Annotated in this window: 19 protein-coding genes and 1 pseudogene; 12 read left to right on the plus strand and 8 right to left on the minus strand. The window is 65.0% G+C overall.

Annotation, left to right across the window (positions count from 1 at the left end; translation table 11 throughout):
* The 3 genes and pseudogenes from OJJ21_RS20290 to pyrF all read right to left on the minus strand — a co-directional run.
* A pseudogene (locus OJJ21_RS20290) lies at window positions 1-316 on the minus strand (tryptophan synthase subunit beta); the annotation flags it as partial.
* Window positions 317-341: 25 nt separating this feature from the next.
* Window positions 342-983 carry a phosphoribosylanthranilate isomerase gene (locus OJJ21_RS20295; RefSeq protein WP_297689280.1) on the minus strand — a complete coding sequence of 214 codons (642 nt, stop codon included), beginning with the start codon at window positions 981-983 and terminating at the stop codon, window positions 342-344.
* Window position 984: 1 nt separating this feature from the next.
* Entirely contained in the window at window positions 985-1,710 is a 726-nt protein-coding gene (pyrF, locus tag OJJ21_RS20300; RefSeq protein ID WP_297689282.1) for an orotidine-5'-phosphate decarboxylase, read from the minus strand.
* 178 nt (window positions 1,711-1,888) lie between these two features.
* On the opposite strand from pyrF, the gene OJJ21_RS20305 reads away from it, so the two are divergent.
* Together OJJ21_RS20305 and OJJ21_RS20310 are read left to right on the plus strand one after the other, a co-directional pair.
* Window positions 1,889-2,854, plus strand: coding sequence for a polysaccharide deacetylase family protein (locus OJJ21_RS20305; RefSeq protein WP_297689284.1), 966 nt, complete (start codon window positions 1,889-1,891; stop codon window positions 2,852-2,854).
* A 235-nt stretch (window positions 2,855-3,089) separates the two neighbouring features.
* Entirely contained in the window at window positions 3,090-4,415 is a 1,326-nt protein-coding gene (locus OJJ21_RS20310; RefSeq protein WP_297689286.1) for a hypothetical protein, read from the plus strand.
* On the opposite strand, the gene OJJ21_RS20315 is transcribed toward OJJ21_RS20310, so the two are convergent.
* Complete coding sequence (locus OJJ21_RS20315) at window positions 4,412-4,951, minus strand: hypothetical protein (RefSeq protein ID WP_297689288.1); 540 nt, start codon at window positions 4,949-4,951, stop codon at window positions 4,412-4,414. The two genes, OJJ21_RS20310 and OJJ21_RS20315, sit on opposite strands and share 4 nt — an antisense overlap.
* Window positions 4,952-5,127: 176 nt before the next feature.
* Between OJJ21_RS20315 and OJJ21_RS20320 the strand changes: the two genes are divergently transcribed.
* The 5 genes from OJJ21_RS20320 to OJJ21_RS20340 all read left to right on the plus strand — a co-directional run bounded on the left by OJJ21_RS20320 (window position 5,128) and on the right by OJJ21_RS20340 (window position 10,057).
* On the plus strand, window positions 5,128-6,015 hold the full coding sequence (locus OJJ21_RS20320; RefSeq protein ID WP_297689290.1) for an AraC family transcriptional regulator: 888 nt from the start codon (window positions 5,128-5,130) through the stop codon (window positions 6,013-6,015).
* Window positions 6,016-6,090: 75 nt separating this feature from the next.
* On the plus strand, window positions 6,091-7,554 hold the full coding sequence (locus tag OJJ21_RS20325; RefSeq protein WP_297689292.1) for an amidase: 1,464 nt from the start codon (window positions 6,091-6,093) through the stop codon (window positions 7,552-7,554).
* Window positions 7,551-7,952 carry a hypothetical protein gene (locus tag OJJ21_RS20330; RefSeq protein WP_297689294.1) on the plus strand — a complete coding sequence of 134 codons (402 nt, stop codon included), beginning with the start codon at window positions 7,551-7,553 and terminating at the stop codon, window positions 7,950-7,952. Before OJJ21_RS20325 ends, OJJ21_RS20330 begins: the two co-directional genes overlap by 4 nt.
* A 327-nt stretch (window positions 7,953-8,279) precedes the next feature.
* Complete coding sequence (gene thrS / locus OJJ21_RS20335) at window positions 8,280-9,500, plus strand: threonine--tRNA ligase (RefSeq protein WP_297689296.1); 1,221 nt, start codon at window positions 8,280-8,282, stop codon at window positions 9,498-9,500.
* Window positions 9,501-9,568: 68 nt separating this feature from the next.
* On the plus strand, window positions 9,569-10,057 hold the full coding sequence (locus OJJ21_RS20340) for an ATP-binding protein (RefSeq protein WP_297689298.1): 489 nt from the start codon (window positions 9,569-9,571) through the stop codon (window positions 10,055-10,057).
* A 10-nt stretch (window positions 10,058-10,067) separates the two neighbouring features.
* On the opposite strand, the gene OJJ21_RS20345 is transcribed toward OJJ21_RS20340, so the two are convergent.
* Window positions 10,068-11,534: an alginate export family protein gene (locus OJJ21_RS20345; RefSeq protein ID WP_297689300.1), complete on the minus strand. Its 1,467-nt coding sequence runs from the start codon at window positions 11,532-11,534 to the stop codon at window positions 10,068-10,070.
* 181 nt (window positions 11,535-11,715) lie between these two features.
* On the opposite strand from OJJ21_RS20345, the gene rph reads away from it, so the two are divergent.
* From rph to OJJ21_RS20365, 4 genes are all read left to right on the plus strand, one after another.
* Window positions 11,716-12,432 carry a ribonuclease PH gene (rph, locus tag OJJ21_RS20350; RefSeq protein ID WP_297689302.1) on the plus strand — a complete coding sequence of 239 codons (717 nt, stop codon included), beginning with the start codon at window positions 11,716-11,718 and terminating at the stop codon, window positions 12,430-12,432.
* Between the two features lie 2 nt (window positions 12,433-12,434).
* Window positions 12,435-13,049, plus strand: coding sequence for an RdgB/HAM1 family non-canonical purine NTP pyrophosphatase (gene rdgB / locus OJJ21_RS20355; RefSeq protein WP_297689304.1), 615 nt, complete (start codon window positions 12,435-12,437; stop codon window positions 13,047-13,049).
* Window positions 13,033-14,220 (plus strand): radical SAM family heme chaperone HemW, encoded by a 1,188-nt coding sequence (gene hemW, locus OJJ21_RS20360; RefSeq protein WP_297689306.1) that lies wholly within the window; start codon window positions 13,033-13,035, stop codon window positions 14,218-14,220. The genes rdgB and hemW overlap by 17 nt, the downstream gene beginning before the upstream one ends.
* A 101-nt stretch (window positions 14,221-14,321) precedes the next feature.
* Window positions 14,322-15,563 (plus strand): PLP-dependent aminotransferase family protein, encoded by a 1,242-nt coding sequence (locus OJJ21_RS20365; RefSeq protein WP_297689308.1) that lies wholly within the window; start codon window positions 14,322-14,324, stop codon window positions 15,561-15,563.
* Here OJJ21_RS20365 and OJJ21_RS20370 read toward each other — a convergent pair.
* From OJJ21_RS20370 to OJJ21_RS20380, 3 genes are all read right to left on the minus strand, one after another.
* Window positions 15,560-16,699, minus strand: a complete 1,140-nt coding sequence (locus OJJ21_RS20370) for a DUF2855 family protein (protein ID WP_297689310.1) — start codon at window positions 16,697-16,699, stop codon at window positions 15,560-15,562. The genes OJJ21_RS20365 and OJJ21_RS20370 overlap by 4 nt on opposite strands.
* A gap of 137 nt (window positions 16,700-16,836) precedes the next feature.
* Window positions 16,837-19,983, minus strand: a complete 3,147-nt coding sequence (locus tag OJJ21_RS20375) for an efflux RND transporter permease subunit (RefSeq protein WP_297689312.1) — start codon at window positions 19,981-19,983, stop codon at window positions 16,837-16,839.
* Between the two features lie 13 nt (window positions 19,984-19,996).
* On the minus strand, window positions 19,997-21,127 hold the full coding sequence (locus OJJ21_RS20380; protein WP_297689314.1) for an efflux RND transporter periplasmic adaptor subunit: 1,131 nt from the start codon (window positions 21,125-21,127) through the stop codon (window positions 19,997-19,999).
* 187 nt (window positions 21,128-21,314) lie between these two features.
* Here OJJ21_RS20380 and OJJ21_RS20385 point away from each other — a divergent pair, with 187 nt between their 5' ends.
* A complete protein-coding gene (locus OJJ21_RS20385) occupies window positions 21,315-21,767 on the plus strand; it encodes a DUF488 domain-containing protein (protein ID WP_297689316.1) in 453 nt (150 codons plus the stop codon).
* Window positions 21,768-21,779 lie beyond the last annotated feature (12 nt).

The following is a 21,779-nucleotide window of genomic DNA, read 5'->3' on the forward strand; positions in this document are numbered from 1 at the left end:
GCAGGATCTGGCCGATGCAGTTGTTGATCTTGTGCGCGCCGGTGTGGTTCAGCTCTTCGCGCTTCAGATAGATTTTGGCGCCGCCCAGATGCCTGGTCAGCGGCTCGGCGTAATAGAGCGGGCTGGGCCGGCCGACATAATCCCTGAGCAGGTAATCCATCTCCGCCTTGAAGGCGGGATCGGCCTTGGCCGCGGTATAATGTTTTTCCAGTTCGAGGATCAGCGGCATCAGCGTTTCGGCGACGAAACGACCGCCGAACTTGCCGAAATGGCCCTTTTCATCGGGGCCCGTGCGATAGGAATTGATCGCGGTCATCGTTGCATCCTCAGATACGCATTCATCACAGGCGGCGGGCAGCGTCAAGGAAGGCGCGGATTTTCGCCGGATCCTTCTTCCCGGGTGCGCTTTCCACCCCGGAAGATACGTCGACCGCCCGGGCACCGGATTGCTGAACTGCCTGCGGCAGATTGTCCGGGGTCAGGCCGCCGGCCAGCAGCCAGGGCCGCTTGAATTGCGCACCCTGCAGGATGGTCCAGTCGAAGGGCTGGCCGTTGCCGCCGGGCAGCGCGCCATCCTGCGGCGGGCGGGCATCGAACATCAGCCAGTCGACGCAGTCTTCATAGGCCCTGGCCGCCGTCAGGTCGGCTTTGCCGGAAACCTTGATCGCCTTGATGATCGGCAGGCCGAAATAGATGCTGATGGCGCGGCAGCGTTCCGGCGTCTCGTCGCCATGCAACTGCAGCAGATCCAGCCGCGCCTTGGCCAGAATCCGGTCGAGGAAATCGGTTTCCGGATCGACGAACAGCCCGACGCGGTCGATGCCGCTCGGCACCTCGTTCAGCAGGGTTTCCGCCTGTTCGGCCGAAAGGTTGCGCGGCGAAGCGGGGAAGAAGACGAAGCCGACCATGTCGGCGCCATGCTCGACGGCGGTTTGCACGGCCACCGGATCGGTCAGGCCGCAGATCTTGGTGAACAGGGCCATGTCAGGCTGCCTCGGCCAACTCTTGCGCGATGGCGCGCGCGCTGGCTTCGGGGCTGTCGGCTTCGGTGATCGGGCGGCCGATCACCAGATGGTCGGCACCGAGGCTGAAGGCCTCACCCGGGGTCATCACGCGTTTCTGGTCACCGGCGGCCGAACCCTTGGGGCGGATGCCGGGCACCACCAGCTTGAAGTCGGGGCCGCAGGCCTCGCGCAGCATGGCGATTTCGGTGGCGGCGCAGATCACACCGTCGGCGCCGTTGGCCTGCGCCATCTTGGCGAGCCGTACCACGTAGCTGCTGACATCCTCGGTGATGCCGATGGCGGCGAGGTCGGCGGCATCCAGCGAGGTGAGCGCGGTGACGGCCAGGATCAGCGGCCGCTGACGCGCCTGCTTCGCCGCTTCCACCGCCTGGCGGATCATCGCCGGGCCGCCGGAGGCATGCACAGTCAGCATCATCGGGCCCATGGCGGCGGCGGCGGAGCGCACCGCGCCGGCCACCGTGTTGGGGATGTCGTGGAATTTCAGGTCGAGAAACAGCGGCGTGCCGACTGGCAGGATGGCGCGCACTTCCGCCGGGCCATGGGCGGTGAAGAATTCTTTGCCCAGTTTGACGCCGAAACCGGCGGCAGCGGCGGCGCGGGCGCAGCGGGCGGCGAAGGCCAGTTCGATCGTGTCGATGGCACAGAAAACCGGGGCGATCCGGGAGGAAAGGGGAGTCTTGTTCATGGGGCGGGCTTATAGCGGAAATGGCCGGCCAAGTCTCCCCCCGGTGAGCGTTTTGCGGGGCCGCCGAGCCTCCCCGGGCGCCACCGGCCGGTCTAGGATGCCGACCATGAAACCCCAGCTTTCCCCTGCCTTTTTGGCCGCCGTCCTTTCCGCCGCTCTCCTGAGTCCGGCCCCCGCCTTGGCAGCCGATCACGCCAGCATCCTGATGTACCACCGCTTCGGCGAGAATACGGTGCCGAGTACCAACATCCGGCTCGAGCAGTTCGATGCGCATATCGCCGAGCTGAAATCCGGCCCCTATAAAGTGCTCGGTCTGCCCGAGATCGTGGCGAAGCTGAAATCCGGCGACAGCCTGCCTGACCGTGCCGTCGCGGTGACCGCCGACGATGCCTATATCTCTGCCTTCACCGAAGGCTGGCCGCGCCTGAAGAAGGCTGGCATCCCTTTCACCCTGTTCGTCGCCACCGAACCCGTGACCAGCAAACTGCGCGGCTACCTGACCTGGGACCAGATCCGGCAGATGAAGGCCGAGGGTGTCACCATCGGCGCCCACAGCCACCGCCATCCCTCGTTGCCGGCGCTGTCGCCCGAAGCGGCGCGCGACGATCTCGAGACCTCGATGCGCCTGTTTGAGAAGGAACTGGGCGAGCGGCCGGCGTTGTTTGCCTATCCCTTCGGCGAATGGGATACGCGCACGCTGGCGCTGGTGAAATCGATGGGCTACAGCGTCGCCTTCGGCCAGCATTCCGGCATCGCACACAGCAAACACGACATGTTCTGGCTGCCGCGGTTCCCAATGAACGAGAGCTTCGGCTCGGTCGAACGCCTGCGCCAGGCGTTGAACGCCCTGCCGCTGCCGGTCAGTGATGTCGAGCCGGTCGATGTGCTGATCCGCCTCGGCCAGACCACTAATCCGCCGGTGCTGCGCTTCACCGTGGCGCCGGGCATCGAGCGGCTGAAGCAGATGATCTGCTACACCGGCGAGGGCAAGGCGATCCCGCCCAAGGAGATCGCCGAACGGCGCTACGAGATGCGGCCGTCCGAGGCGATGAAGCCGCCGCGCGACCGGATTTCCTGCTCGGTGCCCAGCGCGGAGCAGGGGCGCTACCGCTGGTTCGGCATCCAGTTCACCGTGGCGAAATAGGCCTCTCAAGCTGGCTTATTCCGGCTTATTCCGCCTTATCCGCGCTTAAGTCGGGCTTATTTCGTCTTATCTTGCGCCAACCTCTCCTTATTTTTCGCTTCAGAACCCGCCGACGGGGTTTTGCGCGGGCTAATTTTTCGATCTTGACAAAGAGAACATATTGTGTACATATATAAGGAATATAATCAAATCATCTTTTTTGAAATCCATTCTTCCGCCTGCATAGGATTCCGCCATGTCGCTGCTGCCGCTTCCGGATGATCAAGATTTTGGCCTTCTCGATTTCGGCCGGCCGGATTTCCCCACCCCCGACCTGAACCTGCCCGATCTGGACCCTTTCAGCCTGTCGGGCTCGGTCGGCCGCTTCGGCGACAACAACCGCGGCGATGTGATCAAGGCCCAGGTGCTGTTCGGCAATACCGGCGATTACGATCTGGCCGCGCTGGGGGCGCCAACTGGCTGGCCCGGCGGCGGACTGGACCAGGCCATGCAGCGATTCCAGAAGGATCGCGGCCTCATGGTCGATGGCATCATGCTGCCGGGCGGTGAAACACTGCGGGCCCTGCAGGGCGAGCTGGGCGATCGCCTGAAGGGCTACACCGTGCCGACGCCGGATGTCGTCGACCGGTTTTATGATGGCCGCAACCGCTTCGGCGCCGAACCCAGGTCGCTGCCGGCCATTGTCACCGCCGACAAGCGCGATGGCCATCCCCTCGGTGTGATGCGGCCGGCACAGCAGCGCAGCGATGTGGAAGATGCTCCGGCCGCACCGCTCTGGCAGACCGGTGCGCAGCTGGCGCAGGCGACGCCGGCCGGTGGGATATTGCCGGCCTCAGCGGCCAGACCGGCAGCGCCGGTCGCCGGATCGGCGGCGCCGGCATCGCCGGCCATCGGTAGCAGAAGCCGCAACGACACCGGCATCCCGCTGCCGCCTGCCAAGGTCGATACCTTCAATCTGCCGCAGAACAAGGGCGCCTGGGAGGGTTTCCAGGCCGGTATCAGGCAGCAGTTGCCCGATGCACCCAGCCGGCAGCAGGCCTACAGCCATATCTATGCCGAAGAAGGCGGCAGGCTGCGCGATCCGACAAGCGGCGCGGTGGGCGGCATCACGCCAGGAACGCTGGAGGACATGTACACGCGCGGCAGGCTGCCCGACTTGCCGGCCGGGCTGAAGCCGGAGGATCTGACGCCGGGCCAGCAGGCGCAGGTGATGGATGCCTATTTCAACGACGTGCTGCGCACGTCCGGCGGCTCGGCTGCATTGGAGAAACTTGATCCCGGGCTTGCCACGGCGGTGGCCGACACCCTGTATGCCGATGGGCGCGGCGATGGTGCAAAACATCTTCAGGAAGCCGTCAGGATCGCCGGCGGCAAGGTAGATAAAGATGGCAGGATGGGACCGCAGGTTTTTGGTGCCATCGAAGCCATGAATCGTGATCCGCAAGCACGTGATCGCCTGGTTTCTGCGATCACCCAGGCGCGGATCGAGGCCAAACCGCGATCAGCGGGCGAAACAGCCCGGATCAATCGCCTGATATCGCAACCACGACCTGGCGGCTAGTCCGTCCGTTTCTGGAATCGATGCGGCGTGGTCCATATATCGCCTCGCTTGCGCAGGACGAAATACATCAGGGGCCATTTTTCGACATGGAGAGTGCATGCCTTCTCCACCTTGTCATGGCAGTGCTTTTCCCAGAGTCCGATCAGCAGATCGCCATCCTGTGGTTTGACAGGGCCTTCGTTGACCTCGTCGATCTTGCTGGTGGCGCTCAGACGGCGGGCAGTGACGATATGATACTCGTACCATGAATAGACGATGCGCGGGTACCTCGACTTGCTGAGTACGCCCGGATATTCCAGCAGACGACAGAAATCATGCTCCTCGCGTTCGAGGCAGGCATAAAGGGTCGTCAATGCACAATGCGGCGTTTTGGGATCGCCGGCGCATTTATGCGTGGTGCTCTCATCCTCCGGCGCAACGCGATGCCAGACGCCACGCGCATCAATCGGCGGCAGATCGGGATCGCGCGCCTGCGCGCCGGCGGCGGACGGCAAACCGGTCAGAAGCAACAGCAGCAGGGCGGGGCGCAGGCTCATGCGGCAAGCCTAGCAAAAACGCTCCTGCAAGGCGAGACGATCAATGCCGTCCGCCGGTTACATGCGCGTGTATGTAAATCCGGCCAGCCGTGCGCTGCCGATACAGGATTGCAGCTCCGCAAGATTTATCAATTCGGGTCATGCTAGCGTCGGTTCAATCAGAAACAGGAAATGCCATGTCCGATTTCGCCTCCCGTGATTCCGCAAGTTCCGACTCGCCAGGCCAGGCCAGCTATATCCGCCGTTTCACCCGCGTCATCGAATATATCTACGCCCATCTCGATGAGGCGCCCGATCTCAATGCGCTGGCCGAGGTGGCGGCGCTGTCGCCCTGGCACTGGCACCGCATCTGGCAGGCGGTCTATGGCGAAACCGTGGCCGCCACGGTGAAGCGCCTGCGCCTGCAGCGTGCCGCGGCCGATCTCTCCCATACCGATATGCCGCTCGATGCGGTCTGGCCGCGTGCCGGCTATGGCAGCCTCGCGGCCTTCAGCCGCAGCTTCAAGGACGCTTACGGCATGCCGCCGGCGGAATACCGCAAGGCCGGCAGCCATACCCGCTTTACCATGCCCAACTCGCCGAAAGGAGCCTCTGCCATGCGTGACGTCGCCATCAAGACCATTGCCCCGGCCACACTGGCCGTAATCCCGCACCGTGGCTCCTACATGGAAATCGGCCGCGCCTTCGAGACCCTGTTCGGCACGCTGGCAGCGCGCAACCTGCTGCGGCCGGGCCTGTGCATGAAGGGGCTGTTCTATTCCGATCCGACCGCGGTGCCAGAGGCAGAGCTGCGCTCGGCTGCCGGCATCACTTTGCCCGATGCAGATTTCCCGGTGGAGGCGCCGCTGGAGCGTGCCGCCTTGCGCGGCGGCGACTACGCCATCCTGCGTCACAAGGGGCCGTATTCCGACATGAAGGCCGCCTATGACTGGCTTTATGGCGAATGGCTGGTGCGGTCGGGCCGCGAGGCTGCCGATGCGCCGGTCTTCGAGGATTATCTGAACAATCCGCGCGAGGTGGCGCCGACTGATCTGCTCACCGATATCTGCCTGCCGCTGAAGTAAACATGGCACTTGTCGGCCGCTTCATGTGCCGGGTTATAGTGCCGGCTGCTTCTCAGGCGATCATTGGAGAATCCCATGGAGTTCCGCACGGCAACCGAACTCGTTGCTGCCCTGCGTGCACGGCAGGTTTCAGCCACTGAACTGGCCGAGCAGGCGATTGCCGCCATCGAAGCGGGCGACGACAGGCTGAATGCCATTCCGGTGCGCGATTTCGAGCGGGCCCGTGAGGCGGCGCGTGCCGCTGATGCCGCGCTCGCACGCAACGATGCGGGCGCGCTGCTCGGTCTGCCGATGACGGTGAAGGAGTCGTTCAACGTGGCGGGCCTGCCGACCACATGGGGGATCCCGGGTACGTCGCAGATTCCTGTGACGCAGGATGCCGTGGCAGTGACGCGGCTGAAGGCCGCCGGCGCGGTCATTCTCGGCAAAAGCAATGTGTCCACCGTGCTGGCCGACTGGCAGGCCACCAATGCGGTCTACGGCACCAGCAACAATCCCTGGGACGTGACGCGCACGCCGGGCGGTTCCTCGGGCGGTGCCGCGGCCGCGCTGGCCGCCGGCTTCGTGGCGCTGGAACTCGGCTCCGATCTCGGCGGTTCGCTGCGTATTCCGGCGCATTTCTGCGGCGTCTATGCCCATAAGCCGACGCTGAACCTGCTGCCGCGGCGCGGCCATGCGCCGCCGGGCATCCCGGCGCTGTCGGTGGTGCCGCATCACGACCTGCCGGTGATCGGCCCGATGGCGCGCAGCGCTGCCGACCTGATGCTGGCGCTGGACGTGCTGGCCGGACCCGATGACGCCGAGGCGGTCGCTTACCGGCTGGACCTGCCGCCGCCGCGCCATGCCGCACTGAAGGAGTACCGCGTGCTGATCGTCGACCGGCATCCGCAGGTGCCGACCGATGCGGCGGTGCGCGAGGCGATCGACACGCTGGCCGCGCGACTGGAGCAGGCCGGTTGCCGTGTCGCGCGGTCCAGTCCGCTGCTGCCCAGCCTGGACCTGATCGGCAGCACCTATCTGCGCCTGGTGATGGCTTTCATGGGCGGCACCATGCCCGAGCCGGATTATCTCGCCGCGCGTCAGCAGGCCGCCGGCATTCCGGAAGCGGCAGCGGATCAGCGCAGCCTCTCGGCGCTGAGCAAGGTGGCCAGTCATCGCGCCTGGATGCAGGCCGATTTCGTGCGCACCGGCCTGTCGCATCAGTGGCGCACCCTGTTCCGCGACTGGGACATCGTGCTTTGCCCGGTCACGCCCACGGTCGCCTTCCCGCATGACCAGCGGCCATGGGACGAACGCACCATCAGTGTGGACGGTCACGCGGTGCGCTACGGCGACCAGTTCCTGTGGCCAGGCGTCGCCACGGTCTGCGGCCTGCCTGCCACCGCGATGCCGATCGGCCTGAGCAATGGCGGCCAAAGCCATGACGGTCTGCCGGTCGGCGTGCAGGCTATAGGGCCCTATCTGGAAGATCGCACGCCGATCCGGTTCGCCGCCCTCGTCGAACAGGTCTTCGGCGGCTTCCGAGCGCCACCGGCATGACCAGCTGGGCCGACAAGGCGCGCGACGCCAGAGCGCATCAGGTGAAGCCAGTGCCGGTGAATATTGCCGGCATGAAGAAGGGCCAGGTGATGTTGGTGCCCTCGGTGCGCATCGTCGATGCCTTTATCCGCCGCCTGCCGCCGGGGCGCCTGCTTGACGCAAAGGCGCTGCGTGCCAAGTTGGCGCGCAGATACCACACCGAGGTGACCTGCCCGATCACGACGGGCTTCGTCCTGCGTATCGTGGCCGAAGCCGCCTGGGAAGCGCGGCAGGCTGGCGCCGCAACGGGCGACATCACGCCGGTCTGGCGCGTGCTGGACGACGACAGCCTGACGCTGAAGAAACTGCCGCGTGCCGCCGCGGCTTTCTTCCGGGCGCGGCGGGCGGAAGAGACATGAAATACGCGTCGTCATGCCGGCCTTGAGCCGGCATCCCATTTAAAATGGGACCCCGGGTCAAACGCCCGGGGTGACGCCGCATATTGTGCGGCATCAATTTCCGGCTTGACGCTTTGCCGCTCTGCCCTTACCGTCCGCGTCACCATGCAGAGCATTATTCTCACCGTAGCTACCATTAAGGTTACCGCCGTCGGCGGTGCCCTGGGTTGTTGCGCGTAGAGGACTGACGCAAAGCAAGAGACCCAGAGGCCCCGCCGGCGACGGACGGGGCCTCGGTCTTTCTGGGGCTTCGTTCATCGCTGGCCGCTTCGCAACCCGGAGACCGACATGAACGGCTTAAGTCCCAGAGTGAATTCAGAAATGGATACCTATGACCACCGTGTGCTGGGCACGCGGCTCGATCTCTTCCACCAGCAGGAGGAGGGGCCGGGCATGGTGTTCTGGCATCCGCGCGGCTTCGCGCTCTATCGCGTGATCGAGGATTACATCCGCCGCCGCATGCGTGAAGTCGGTTTTGCAGAAATCCGCACGCCGCAGCTGTTGAGCTACAGCCTGTGGGAGGCGAGCGGCCATGCCGACAAGTTCGCCAATGAAATGTACCGCCTGAACAGCGGCAACCGGCCTTTCGCGCTGAAGCCGATGAGCTGTCCCGGCCATGTACAGGTGTTTTCCAGGAGCCTGCGCTCGGTGCACGACCTGCCGCTGCGCTACTGCGAATTCGGCGCCTGCCATCGCGACGAGCCTTCGGGCGCCTTGCAGGGCCTGATGCGCACCAGGAGCTTCACGCAGGACGATGCGCATATCTTCTGCACGTCCGAACAGATCGAGGGCGAGGTGCAGCGCTTCTGCGAACTGCTGCGCAGCATCTACAGTGATTTCGGCTTCGGTGCGCCGCTGGTGTTCTTTTCCACGCGGCCGGCGAAGCGGGCCGGCGACGATGCCACCTGGGACCGTGCCGAAGCCGCCCTGGCGATGGCGGCGCGCCGCGCCGGACTGGATTTCGGCATCAGGAGCGGCGAGGGCGCCTTTTATGGCCCCAAGCTGGAATTCCACCTGCGCGACAGCCATGACCGGTCCTGGCAGTGCGGTACGATCCAGCTGGATTTCGTGCTGCCCGAGCGGCTGGGGGCCGACTATGTTGCCAGCGACGGCAGTCGCCAGCGCCCGGTGCTGATCCACCACGCCGTGCTGGGCAGCATGGAGCGCTTCATCGGCATGCTGCTGGAGCATCACAAGGGCGCGCTGCCGCTGTGGCTGGCGCCCGAGCAGATCATGGTGGCCAGCGTGACCAGCGCGCAGGAGGGCTATGCCCGCAAGGCGGCGGCGACGCTGGGCCGGGACGGCTATCGCGTCAGCGTCGATGGCCGGCCCGAACGCATCGGCCGCAAGATCGCCGAGGCGCATGAGCAGGGCCTGCCGCTGCTGGCGATTGCCGGCGAGCGCGAAATGGAGCGCGGCACGCTCACGGTCCGCCGTCGCGACGGCAAGCAGGAGGAACTGTCGCTGGCCGATGCGGCGCGGCGCTATCGCGAAGAGGCGTTTCGGTAACCAGAAAATGGGAGCCCGGCTCGCGCTCGGTCCGGGGCCTCATTTTTTCTTGAGGGGGATAAGGATTCATGACAACCGCAACCCTGCATCTGCTGTGCGGCAAGATCGCGGCCGGCAAATCCACGCTGTCGGCCGAACTGGCTGCCGCACCGGGCACGATCGTGCTGGCCGAGGATGCCTGGCTGGCGCGGCTCTATCCCGGCGAGATCCATACGGTGGCGGATTATGTGCGCTGCGCCGCCCGGCTGCGCGACGCCGTGACGCCGCATGTGGAAAGCCTGCTGCGGGCCGGATTGTCGGTGGTGCTGGACTTCCCGGCCAACACGCGGGTCAACCGCGCCTGGATGCGCGGCATCGTCGACCGTTCCGGGGCAAGGCACCGGCTCTATTATCTGGATGTGCCCGACGCGATCTGCCGCGCCCGCCTGCGCCAGCGCAATGCGGCGGGCACGCATGACTTTACCGCCAGCGACGCGGAGTTCGACGCCATCACGGCATATTTCGTAGCACCCGAGCCTGACGAGGGCTTCGAGATCGAGCATCGTCGGATGGCGTGAGCGGGGCGGCTCAGTAGCTGTAGCTGAACACCATCTGGCCGAGCCAAGTGGTGCGGTCGGTGGCATCGCTGTTGCCGAGCTGCTGGCGCCGGCCGGTGCCGGCTTTGGCGGCGCCCAGCACGGCGGCGATCTCGAGGCCGGGCAGCGGCGTGGTCCAGACTGCATAGAGATTGACTTCATCCTGCAGGCTGTCCGAGGTGACGCCATTGGCGGTATCGGGTTTGTCGTAAGTGTGGCGATAGAAGATCGCGCCGAGGGCCAGGCCTTCGTCCGGCTGCAGCTTGAGGTGAACCATGTGGCTGTTGAGATTTGAATTGCCGCCGACATAGCGCGCATAGATCTCGCCGAGATCCCAGGTGCCGTAGCCGCGCGGGCCGCCGCCGGTGAACAGCGAATCCCAGTTTTTGTCGGTACCGTCACTGGCATCAGCATCGCCGCTGAAATGCATGTAGCGATAGCTGAGCTGCGGCTGCCAGGGCAAAGCCGAAAAGGTGTATTGCGGTTCTATATACCAGGCATTGGCGCGCAGGCGGCGCCCGCTGTTGTCATTGCGCTGGCGCGCGAATTCGCCATACAGCGCCGCATCCCGCCAGCCTTCGCCCAGCGCGCTGAGCAATGCGCCGCCGGAGCGGATGGCATAGACATCCATGCCGTCGCGGCCCGGGCTGATGGCGCGGTCGGCATCGGTGAGCCGGAGCGCGGTGGCGCCGAGATACCACTGGCGTTCCTCGTAGTCGCTGCGGCCGTGATCGCGATGGCTGGAGGCGAACCATTCGATATTGCCGCCATGCAGCGATGTGGCGGCGGCATCCTTGCCGCGCAGGTATGCCTGGTCGGTGTGGCTTGCGAGATGGAACAGGTCGGCGCGCACCGGGGCGGTGTTGAGACGCAGAATTGCGGTGCGGTCGAAACTGCCGCGCGGGCCGAGCACATAGGCGGCGCGGCGGAAGCTGTCGAGCGTGCCGTCGGCGATCAGGAAGCCGTCGCCGATGACAAAACCCTGGCGGCCGGCGGAGAGGTCGATGGCATCCTCGCCGAGCGCGGCGAAGGCGAGGCCGGATTTCCAGCCCAGATAGGCCTCGCTGAGATCAAAGGATTCGGGCTGCATGTCGGTGACGGCATTGCGCTGGGCTTCGCCGTCGCCGCGCGTGGCGCTGCCGGTCACCCGGGCGGCGCCGTAGAGCGTGGTATTGTTGAGGAAATATTCCGCCTCCAGGCCCGGCGTGACGAAGCCCTCCGCCCAGCCGCGGCCGCCCTTGCGCTGGCCATGCGAGGACAGGCTGCCCAGTCCGTTCTGCGCATTGGTCACGCTGAACAGGCCGAGACCGGCATCCAGCGTCAGGCCGATCTCCAGATCGCCGAAGCCGAAACGCTGGCCCGGTTTTTCATGCCCGTCCTCGGCGGCTGTGGCCATGCCGGTGCCGGAACAAAGCAAAACGGCAAGGCCGGCCACAACACGGCGGGTTGCAATGATCATGACGGTCTTCCCCCTGGCGGCGGCTCGGGTCGGCTGGTGGCCCATCCCGCCATCGGTTATGCTGCCGGTGATATTCGAATGCCGGCTCCTGTCAAGCACGGCTTGTCGACAGCTTGTCGATCGGGGCAGGATCGACTAGAAACCGCTGACGCTTTTCAGACTTATTCGCGAGGAATAACCCATGCGCCCCAGTGGCCGCACCGCCGACCAGTTGCGCCCGATCCGCCTTGAGCCGGGGTTTGCCAAATATGCCGAAGGCTCCTGCCTGATCAAGTTCGGCGAAACCCATGTGCTCTGCGCTGCCACCGTCGAAGAGAAGGTGCCACCCTTCCTGCGCAACACCGGCCGCGGCTGGGTGACGGCGGAGTACGGCATGCTGCCGCGCTCGACCCACAGCCGCACCGAGCGCGAAGCCTCGCGCGGCAAGCAATCGGGTCGCACCCAGGAAATCCAGCGCCTGGTCGGCCGCAGCTTGCGCGCCGTCACCAACCTGGAAGGCTTCGGCGAACGCCAGATCCGTCTCGATTGCGACGTGTTGCAGGCCGATGGCGGCACGCGCACGGCGGCGATCACCGGCAGCTGGGTGGCGCTGCATCTGGCCTTTGCCAAGCTGGTGAAAGACGGCGCGATTGCGAAAATTCCGCTGATCGGCCAGGTCGCCGCAGTGAGCTGCGGATTGTGCGACGGCGTCGCCGTGCTCGATCTCGATTATCCCGAAGACAGCACGGCGCAGGCCGATGCCAATTTCGTGCTGACCGATACCGGTGCCATCGTCGAGGTGCAGGGTACTGCTGAGAAGGAACCGTTCTCCGAAGCGCAGTTCAGCGCACTGCTCGGTCTGGCCAAGACCGGTATCAAGGAACTGATGGTTCTGCAGCGCCAGGCGGTGGGGCTGTAACCATGAGCCGCCGTCGCTTCGCCGGCGACACGCTGGTGATCGCCAGCCACAATGCCGGCAAGGTGCGCGAGATCGGCGAGTTGATCGCGCCCTTCAGGGTGCGGGCGGTTTCGGCCGGCGAACTCGGCCTGCCCGAACCGGAGGAGACCGGTTCGACCTTCATCGCCAATGCCGAGCTGAAGGCCCTGGCCGCTGCCAGGGCAGCGCAGCTTCCTGCGCTGGCCGATGATTCCGGCATGGCGGTGGATGCGCTGGATGGCGCACCGGGAATCTACTCGGCACGCTGGGCCGGGGCCGCGAAGGATTTCGGCAAGGCGATGGAAAAGGTCTGGAACGCCGTACAGGACAAGGGTGCCGAGCCGCCCTTCGGCGCGCAGTTCGTCTGCGCGCTCAGCCTCGCCTGGCCGGACGGCCATGTCGAAAGCTTCGAGGGCATCATTCAGGGCAAGCTGGTCTGGCCGCCGCGCGGGCTGCATGGCTTCGGCTACGATCCGATGTTCGTGCCGCGGGTGAACGACGAGACCCGCACCTTCGGCGAGATGCCGGCGGCCGAGAAGCATGCGATCAGCCATCGCGCGCTGGCCTTCCGGCAGTTGATCGATGCCTGTTTCGGCTGAACAGCAGGCCATTCCCCGGCGCGGCTTCGGCCTTTATGTGCACTGGCCCTTCTGCGTCTCGAAATGCCCCTATTGCGACTTCAATTCCCATGTGCGCGAGCGTGTCGATGCCGCGCGCTGGCAGCAGGCCTATCTCATCGAGATGGCGCATTACGCGGCCGCCGGTGTCGGGCAGGGTGAGACGATCACATCCGTGTTCTTCGGCGGCGGCACGCCGTCGCTGATGCCGCCGGCGACGGCCGCCGCGATCCTCGATGCGGCAGGCAGGCACTGGCATTTCGCCGACGATGTCGAGATCACGCTGGAAGCCAATCCGAATTCCGCCGAGGCCGGCAAATTCGCCGCCTTCGCCGCCGCCGGAATCAATCGCCTGTCGATCGGTGTGCAGAGTTTCGACGCCGAGGTGCTGAAATTCCTCGGCCGCGCCCATGATGCCGGCGAGGCACGCCGCGCCATTGAAGCTGCCGCGAAAGCCGTGCCGCGCTATTCCTTCGACCTGATCTATGCCCGGCCGGGCCAGACGGCGCAAAGCTGGCGCGCCGAACTGCAGGATGCGCTCAGCCTCGCCGGCGATCATCTCTCGCTCTACACGCTGACCATCGAGCCCAATACCGGCTTTGCCGGCGCGGTGGCGCGCGGCGTGCTGCAGCCAATGCCGTCCGATGACCAGGCCGCGCTGTACGACCTGACGCAGGGGATTCTCGGCCAGGCCGGTATGCCGGCCTACGAGATCTCCAACCACGCGAAACCGGGCGGCGAGAGCCGGCACAACCTGGTCTACTGGCGCAGCGGATCCTATCTCGGCCTCGGGCCCGGTGCGCATATGCGCCTGCAGCAGCCGGGCGGCTGGCAGGCCATGCAGAACCGCCGCAAGCCGGAAGCCTGGCTCGAACAGGTGGAGAGCGATAGCCATGGCCGCGAGAGCGCCACGCCGGTGAGCAACGCCGAGCGCGCCGAAGAAGCCCTGATGATGGGGCTGCGCCTGGCTGAGGGCGTCTATACCGGGAATTTCCGCGCCGCCACCGGACTTGATCTGGAAGTCTTCGTGCCGGCGGAACGTTCCGCACCGCTGGAAGCCGCCGGGCTGCTGGTCCGCAATCCGGACAAGATCGTCGCCACCCGCGAAGGTCGTGCCGTGCTCGACGGCTTGCTCGCGCGGCTGCTCGCCTAGGGGTGGTTCAGGTAGGACGGTTCAGGGGGCGCCGGTGCTTTTCCGCCGCCGGTCCTGCGATTAAGCTGGGAGCAACTCTTGAGGAAACCCGAGCCAGCATCATGACCGAATCCGCCTTCCCCGGCCTGTCCCAGGCCGTCAGCACCCTGCGGGCCTCTGAAATCCGCGAACTGCTCAAGCTGATCAGCCGGCCGGAAATCATCTCGTTCGCCGGCGGCATCCCCGATCCGGCACTGTTCCCGCTCGATGCCATCGGCGCATCGTATCAGCGGGTGCTGGCCGATCCGGCGCTGGCGGGAGAGGCCTTCCAGTATTCGATCAGCGAGGGCTACCTGCCGCTGCGCGACTGGATCGTCGGCTATCTCAGGAGTCACGGCATCGAGACCGGCCCGGAACAGGTGCTGATCACCTCCGGCGCGCAGCAGGCGCTCGATTTTCTCGGCCGCGCCCTGATCAATCCGGGTGACAGCGTGGTGATGTCCTCGCCCAGCTATCTCGGCGCCATCCAGGTCTTCGGTACCTATCAGCCGACGTTCCTCTCGGTGCCGATGGATAATGAAGGCGTGGTGCTCGAGGCGCTCGAAGCGGCCTTCAAACAGAAACCGAAATTTTTCTACCTGACGCCGGATTTCTGCAATCCGGCCGGCATCACCACCTCGCTGGCGCGCCGCCAGGCAATCCTGAAACTGGCACATCGCTACGACGTGGCGATCCTGGAAGATTCGCCCTATGAGGAGCTGCGCTACGAGAACGCGCGAATCCCCAGCTTCGCCGCACTGGAGCTGCAGGACCTCGCCGCCCCGGGCAGCGACGGCAAGCGCCTGGTGATCTATGTCGGCAGCCTGTCCAAGGTACTGACCCCGGCGTTGCGTATCGGCTGGGTCTGCGCCGATCCGGCGCTGATCAACAAGCTGGTGCTGATCAAACAGGCGTCCGACCTGCATTGCAGCACGATCAACCAGATGGTGGCCTGCGATATCGCGCGCTCCTCGCATGCCAGCCAGGTGGCCAAGCTGCGCAAGGCCTACAAGGAACGGCGCGACGTGATGCTGGAAACGCTGGAACGCTGCCTGCCCAAGGAAGTGCGTTACACCAAACCCGATGGCGGCATGTTCATCTGGCTGGAATTTCCCGACAGCATCGACGGCACCGAGCTGCTGGCCGAGGCGGTGAAGGATATCCAGGTTGCCTTCGTGCCGGGCTCGGCTTTCTATGCCACCGATGTGAAGCGCAACACCGCGCGGCTCAGCTTCTCGCTCGGCGAACCGGCGCGCATCCGCGAGGGCATCGAGCGGCTGTCGGCACTGCTGCAGAACAAGCTGCGCGCTAACCGCGCAGCTTAGTCCCGGAGGCTGAGGATATGGCCTTCGTCGGGCCTGATCTTGCCGGCCAGCGTGGCGCGATAGGCGGCTTCCACGGCTGAACGGCCGTTGCTGCGGATCACCCTGATCCAGTGCTGCAGCACCGGGATGAAATCGTTCCACGCGGTATTCAGCTTGCCTTCCAGCCCGCCGCGACCCCAATCCCTGCTGCGCTTCACGATCCGGTCGGGCGCGAAGAAGAACAGCGGCTTCGGGCCCGGCAAGCCCTTGCCCGGCGGGTTCATCTCGCGGTGCGACAGCCCGACCGCACAACTGTATTTCAGCGCGTCGCCGTAATGCTCATGAATGGCGCGGCGTAGATCGGCGCTGCCAGCGAAATCGACATAGACGGCATCTTCCACCGGCCGCGCGGAGATTTCATCATAGGTCACGACGCGATCGTAACAGCCAAGTCCTTCCACGAAGGCGCGGTTGCCAGCGGAGGTGAGGCCGACGACAGTGATGTTTTTGCGCCGGTGCAGCAGATGGGCCAGGCCGAAGGCGGTTTTCGCCGAAGCGCTGGACAGCAGCACGGTCTGCGCGCCGAAGAACTGCTCATCGGCCAGGAAGTCGTCGATCAGGAACGAGGTGACGAAAAGCGGCCGCAGCAGCGCCTGGTACGGTTCGAAAGGCTCGGCGAAGGTCGGCTCGGTGGTGATGCGCAGGTAGCTGTTATAGGCCGGCGGCAGCTTGGCACGATGCGGCGCGCTTTCGACAAAGCTGCTGTCGGTGAGCTTGCCGGGCGTCATCACCAGGTGCGTCGCCATCGGAAAGAAACCGTAGATGCGTTCGTCCACCGCAATGGTGGGGTGGCGCGAGGCCACCACATCGGCAAAACCCCAGACCGGGATCACGCCCCAGTCTTCGGCGTCGGCCGTCCTGCCGCCGGGCGGGAAAAAGCCCCAGTAGGCCATTTTGTCACCCAGCTCGGCATAGGTGATGTTGTTCGCGGTGAAAGCGAAGCTGTCGATCTTGACCAGCAGCTGGTCCGGCTGCAGGTCGTCAGGCTTCAGGGTGAAGTCCTCGAACCGGATCTGGGTCAGATCGCTTTTGCGCACCAGGCACTGCGTGGCCCCCAGATCGGATTTGGCGGTAGCGGTCAGAATCTGCGACATCATGCCTCCCCATGGAGCCTGCCCGGGCGGTTTCGCTTCGGTGGCTGAATCTGTGCCAGCTTTCAATCTAGGGCGGCGATCATGTTCCGCATGTGACAAGCATCGGACAATATCCGCGAAAAAACAGTCTTAAAACTGGACTATTCGGCCGGCTGCCTGATTTCGTCGTCATGCCCGGCATCGCGCGCCCGGGCGCCGGAGAGTTTGCGGCCGGCCCAGGCGCCGAGGTCATCCAGATAGGTAAAGATCACCGGTGTAACGATCAGCGTCAGCAGGGTGGAAGAGATCAGGCCGCCGATCACCGCATGGGCCATGGCCGAGGTCTGCTTGGCACCTTCACCCAGCGCCAGGCCGAGCGGCACCATGCCGAAGATCATCGCCAGCGTTGTCATCATGATCGGGCGCAGGCGGATTTCGCCGGCTTCCAGGATGGCTGCCGTGCGGTCGAGCCCCTCGCGGCGTGCCTGGTTGACGAAATCGATCAGCAGGATGGCGTTTTTGGTGACCAGGCCCATCAGCATGATGAAACCGATCACCGAGAAAATGTTGAGCGTCGAGCCGGCGATCCACAGGCCGAGGATCACGCCGATCAGCGACAGCGGCAGGGCGGCCATGATGGCGAGCGGCTGCAGGAAGCTGCCGAACTGCGAGGCGAGGATCAGGTAGATGAAGATCACTGCCAGCAGCAGCGCGGCGGCGGCAAAGCCGGCAGATTCCTTCATGTCCTTGGAGGCGCCGCCGAACCAGAAGCGATAGCCGGGCGGCAGCTTCATCTGCTCCAGCCTGGTCTGGATGTCGCGGCCTGCCTCGCCGACCGGCCGGCCGCTGGTGGTGGCGGTGAGCAGCACCTCGCGGGCGAGGTCGCGCCGGTTGATCTGGGTCGAACCGGCCGAGGGTTTGATCTGTACCACCTGGGCCAGCGCCACCATCTTCGGGTTGCCATCGGCATTGGTCTGGCTGGAGGCCACATAGATGCGCTCCAGATCGGGCATGCCGGTGCGGTCGTCGCGCGGCAGGCGCACGAAGACATCGTAGTCTTCGTCATCCGGTGCCTTCCAGGTGCCGGCTTCCTCACCGGCCAGCAGCGGCCGCAGTGTATTGGCAATCGCCGTGGTGCTGACGCCGAGATCGGCGGCCAGCTGGCGGTCGACTTCCAGCGCCACCGTCGGCTTGTTGGCCTTCAGGCTGGATTCGAGGTCGACCACGCCTGGCACGGTGCGCATCAGCGCCATGGCTTCCTGCGACAGCCGGTCGAGTTCGGCGATATCCTGGCCCTTCAGGGCGATCATGATCGGTTTGTTCAGGCCGCCGCCCAGATTGGGCAGGCCGATATTGACATTGTCGATGCCGGCGATGCGTGACAGCCGCTCGCGGAAGGGCGTGGCCATCTGCTGCGGCGTCATCTTGCGCTTTTCCAGCGGAACGAAACGCACATAGAGCGTGCCGACATTGCGCCGCGCGAAGCCGCCGGCATTGATCGAGGCGAAGCTGTAGTCGACTTCTGGAAATTCCTTCAGCGCATCCTGCGCCTGGCGAATCTTGGCTTCGGTATAGTCGATAGCGGAGCCGGGTGGCGTGGTGATCTCGACCAGGATTTCCGACAGGTCAGGCTCGGGGACGAATTCGGTGCCGAGCTTTCCGGCGAGCGGGAAACTGCCGACGAAGCTGAGCAATGCCACCAGCAGCACCACCCAGCGCCAGCGCAGGCACCAGCTCAGCAGTCTGCGGTAAAAGCGGCCGAGATGTTCCATCGCCCGGTCGACCAGGGCGACCGCGCGGCCGATGGGTCCGCGCTTGGCATTGGGCAGGCTGTCCGGGTCGTGCCAGACGCTGGACAGCATCGGATCGAGCGTGAAGCTGACGAACAGCGAGATCAGCACGGCAACAGTGACGGTGATGCCGAATTGCAGGAAGAACCGCCCGATGATTCCGCCCATGAAAGCGACCGGCAGGAAAACGGCGACGATGGAAAATGTGGTGGCCAGCACGGCGAGGCCGATTTCGTTGGTGCCGTCGAGCGCGGCCTGGCGGTGGCTCTTGCCCATCGCGACATGGCGCGTGATGTTTTCACGCACCACAATGGCATCGTCGATCAGGATGCCGATGGCCAGCGACAGCGCCATCAGGGTCAGCTTGTTCAGCGTGAAGCCGGCGGCATAGACCGCGGCCAGCGTACCGATGACGGCAATCGGCAGCGTGAGCCCGGTGATGATGGTGCTGCGCCAGGAATTCAGGAACAGGAAGACAATCAGCACGGTGAGCGCGGCACCTTCGACCAGGGTGCGCTGCACGCCGTTGACGGAGATGAGGATGGCGCGGCTGTCGTCGCGCATGAATTGCAGTTCGATATCCGAGGGCAGGTCGGCTTTCAGCTCCTGCACCGCCTGCTTAAGTCCCTGGATGACTTCCAGTGTATTGGAACCCTGCACCTTGACGAAGGAGATCGCCAGCAGGCGGTCGCCGTTGAACAGCGCCACGGCGTCCTTTTCCTCGGTGCCGTCTTCCACCTGGGCGACATCGCCGAGATAGACCGGAGCGCCGCCGCGACGCACCAGCACCAGTTCGGCCAGCCGGCGCGGATCGGTGACGCGGCCTTCGATCTGCACGACGAATTCGGTCTGCGGACGGGTCAGCGTGCCAAGCGGGATCTGCTGGTTCTCGGTCTTCAGCACGTTGATCAGCTGATCCATGCCGACGCCGTAGGCCTGCATCTTTTCCGGGTTGGGCAGAATGTTGATGCGGCGTTTGACGCCGCCGACGATATAGGCCTGGCCGATGCCGCGTACAGTCTGCAGCCGCTTGAGGATCACCTGGTCGGCCAGCGTGGTCAGTTCGCGCAGGTCGCGGCGCTCGGTGCGCACGGCAATCGAGGCGATCGGCTGGCTGTCCGGCGAGAAGCGGGTGATTTCCGGAGTCTTGATCTCATCGCGGAATTTCGGTGTCACCTGCGCGACTTTCTCGCGCACATCCTGCACGGCGGCAACGGCATCGACGGTCAGCTCGAATTCGATGATGACGGTCGAGCGGCCCTCCAGCGAGCGCGAGGTGAGCGTGCGCACGCCGCTGATGGTGTTGACTGCATCCTCGATGGGCCGCGAGACTTCGCTCTCCACGCTTTCCGGCGTGGCGCCGGGATAGGCGGTGCCGACCACGATGATGGGGAATTCGACATCCGGAAACTGCTCGACGCTCAGTTTGAAATAGGCGAACAGGCCTACCACCAGCAGCGATGCCATCATCATGGTGGCGAAGACCGGGTTGCGAACACTGATCTGGGTCAGCCACATGGCGGCGGCTCCCTCAGCGGCCGGCGATGCGGGCCGCGAGGCCGTCGGTCAGACGCAGTCCGGGCGTCGCCACCACGGTTTCGCCCTCGGTAACGCCTTCGGCAATGCCGACACGGCCATCGGCGCTGCCTTCGAGCGCCACCTGCACGCTGCGGCGCTTCAGCCTGCCGTCCTTCAGCACGTAAACCACGCGGTCGCCGTTTTCACGGCGCAGGGCCTCACCCGGAATGGCAACCGTGCCCTGTTTCTCGGCCAGCACGGCCTCACCGCTGCCGAACATGCCGCCGCGCAGGATATGCTCGGGGTTCTTGAGGAGGACATAGACCGGAATGGAGCGCGAACCGCTCTGCACCGTCGGATTGATGCGTTCGATATGGCCATCGAATACGCGGTCGCCGAAGCCTTCCACCCGCAGCATCACCTTCTGGCCGGTGCGCAGCTGCGGCACGTCGCGGGCCGGCACCAGCGTCTCGACCTCGATGGTATCGAGGTCGGCAATGACAAACAGCTTGGCATCGATGGCGACGCGCTCGCCCGGATTGACATAGCGTTCGGCCAGCAAGCCGTCGATCGGGGCGTAGATGGCGGCATCCGCCACGCCCTTGCGCGCCATGGTCAGCTGCTGCTCAAGGGCGGACACATTGGCCCTGGCATTACGCCAGGCATTCTCGGCCTCATCCAGCGCGGTCTGCGATTTCACGCCGCGCTGTGTGAGGGTGATGGCCTTTTCGCGATTGATCTCGGCCAGCTTGAGGGCGGAGCGGGCACTGTCCAGATTGCTCTGCTTTTCGCGTAGGCGGGCACCGAGATCGGCAGTGTCCAGGCGGGCCAGCAGCTGGCCCTTCTTCACCCGCTCGCCGCGGCGCACGGTGATTTCGTTCACCACGGCCGCCACTTCGGCACGGATCAGGCTCTGATCCAGGGGCTGCAGCGAACCGCTCAGCCGCACCACCTGGCGCAGATCGGCACGGACGGCCTGGGCCAGGTCGGCCGGCGAAAATTCGATACCCTCGAAACGCGTAAGGGCGGCGGCGGCAGTTGCCGGGGCTGTTGCCTGCCGGCCTTTCAGTACGGCCAGCCCGCCGGCGACCAGGACGGCCAGCCCGAGCACGCCCAAACCGATCTTCACCACACGCTTCATCATCTGCCCCCGCCGGTCTGGTTTCTTATACGCCCAGCCGTGCTTTTTCCTGTTGCTGCCGTGTATCCTATTGTTGCCGTGTATATCTAGACGGACCAACAGCGTCCATCCGCAATAGTTACTCTTAGGTAACCTGTGATTTCGGTCACAACTAACCCCGGAATCCGGAATTTGAACGGCGCGAGGGATCGTGGCACCCACTGTTTTCACCATCGGGCATTCCAGCCAGCCGGTCGAGCAGCTGATCGCCCTGCTGCAGCGACATGGCATCAGCCAGTTGGCCGATGTGCGTTCGGCGCCGGCCTCGCGCTTCGCGCCGCAGTTCAACCGCCCGGCCCTGACCGACAGCCTCGGGCAGGCCGGTATCGATTATCGCTGGCTGGGCCAGGCGCTGGGCGGCAAGCCGCGGGCGGCAGCCCCGGTCTTTGCGGCCGGTATTGCCGATCTGCTGGCCCTGGCCGAAATCCGACCGACCGCGATCATGTGCGCCGAGCGTGACCCGCTGCATTGCCACCGCACCCATCTGGTAACGCCGGCCCTGCTGAAAAATGGCGCAGCGGTGATACATATCCTGAGCGATGGCGGGTTGCTGCCTCATGCCGCGCTGCAGCAACCGCCCAAACAACAGGACCTGTTCGGCTGATCTTTGCTTGAC

The sequence above is a fragment of the Ferrovibrio sp. genome (assembly GCF_025869515.1).
Classification (GTDB): domain Bacteria; phylum Pseudomonadota; class Alphaproteobacteria; order Ferrovibrionales; family Ferrovibrionaceae; genus Ferrovibrio.

Coding starts and splice junctions, on each gene's coding strand:
- OJJ21_RS20295 (WP_297689280.1), bottom strand. CDS start 983: ATGGCCCTGTTCACCAAGATCTGCGGCCTGACCGATCCGGTGGCCGTG.
- pyrF (WP_297689282.1), bottom strand. CDS start 1,710: ATGAACAAGACTCCCCTTTCCTCCCGGATCGCCCCGGTTTTCTGTGCC.
- OJJ21_RS20310 (WP_297689286.1), top strand. CDS start 3,090: ATGTCGCTGCTGCCGCTTCCGGATGATCAAGATTTTGGCCTTCTCGAT.
- OJJ21_RS20315 (WP_297689288.1), bottom strand. CDS start 4,951: ATGAGCCTGCGCCCCGCCCTGCTGCTGTTGCTTCTGACCGGTTTGCCG.
- OJJ21_RS20320 (WP_297689290.1), top strand. CDS start 5,128: ATGTCCGATTTCGCCTCCCGTGATTCCGCAAGTTCCGACTCGCCAGGC.
- OJJ21_RS20325 (WP_297689292.1), top strand. CDS start 6,091: ATGGAGTTCCGCACGGCAACCGAACTCGTTGCTGCCCTGCGTGCACGG.
- OJJ21_RS20330 (WP_297689294.1), top strand. CDS start 7,551: ATGACCAGCTGGGCCGACAAGGCGCGCGACGCCAGAGCGCATCAGGTG.
- thrS (WP_297689296.1), top strand. CDS start 8,280: ATGAACGGCTTAAGTCCCAGAGTGAATTCAGAAATGGATACCTATGAC.
- OJJ21_RS20340 (WP_297689298.1), top strand. CDS start 9,569: ATGACAACCGCAACCCTGCATCTGCTGTGCGGCAAGATCGCGGCCGGC.
- OJJ21_RS20345 (WP_297689300.1), bottom strand. CDS start 11,534: ATGATCATTGCAACCCGCCGTGTTGTGGCCGGCCTTGCCGTTTTGCTT.
- rph (WP_297689302.1), top strand. CDS start 11,716: ATGCGCCCCAGTGGCCGCACCGCCGACCAGTTGCGCCCGATCCGCCTT.
- rdgB (WP_297689304.1), top strand. CDS start 12,435: ATGAGCCGCCGTCGCTTCGCCGGCGACACGCTGGTGATCGCCAGCCAC.
- hemW (WP_297689306.1), top strand. CDS start 13,033: ATGCCTGTTTCGGCTGAACAGCAGGCCATTCCCCGGCGCGGCTTCGGC.
- OJJ21_RS20365 (WP_297689308.1), top strand. CDS start 14,322: ATGACCGAATCCGCCTTCCCCGGCCTGTCCCAGGCCGTCAGCACCCTG.
- OJJ21_RS20370 (WP_297689310.1), bottom strand. CDS start 16,699: ATGATGTCGCAGATTCTGACCGCTACCGCCAAATCCGATCTGGGGGCC.
- OJJ21_RS20375 (WP_297689312.1), bottom strand. CDS start 19,983: ATGTGGCTGACCCAGATCAGTGTTCGCAACCCGGTCTTCGCCACCATG.
- OJJ21_RS20380 (WP_297689314.1), bottom strand. CDS start 21,127: ATGATGAAGCGTGTGGTGAAGATCGGTTTGGGCGTGCTCGGGCTGGCC.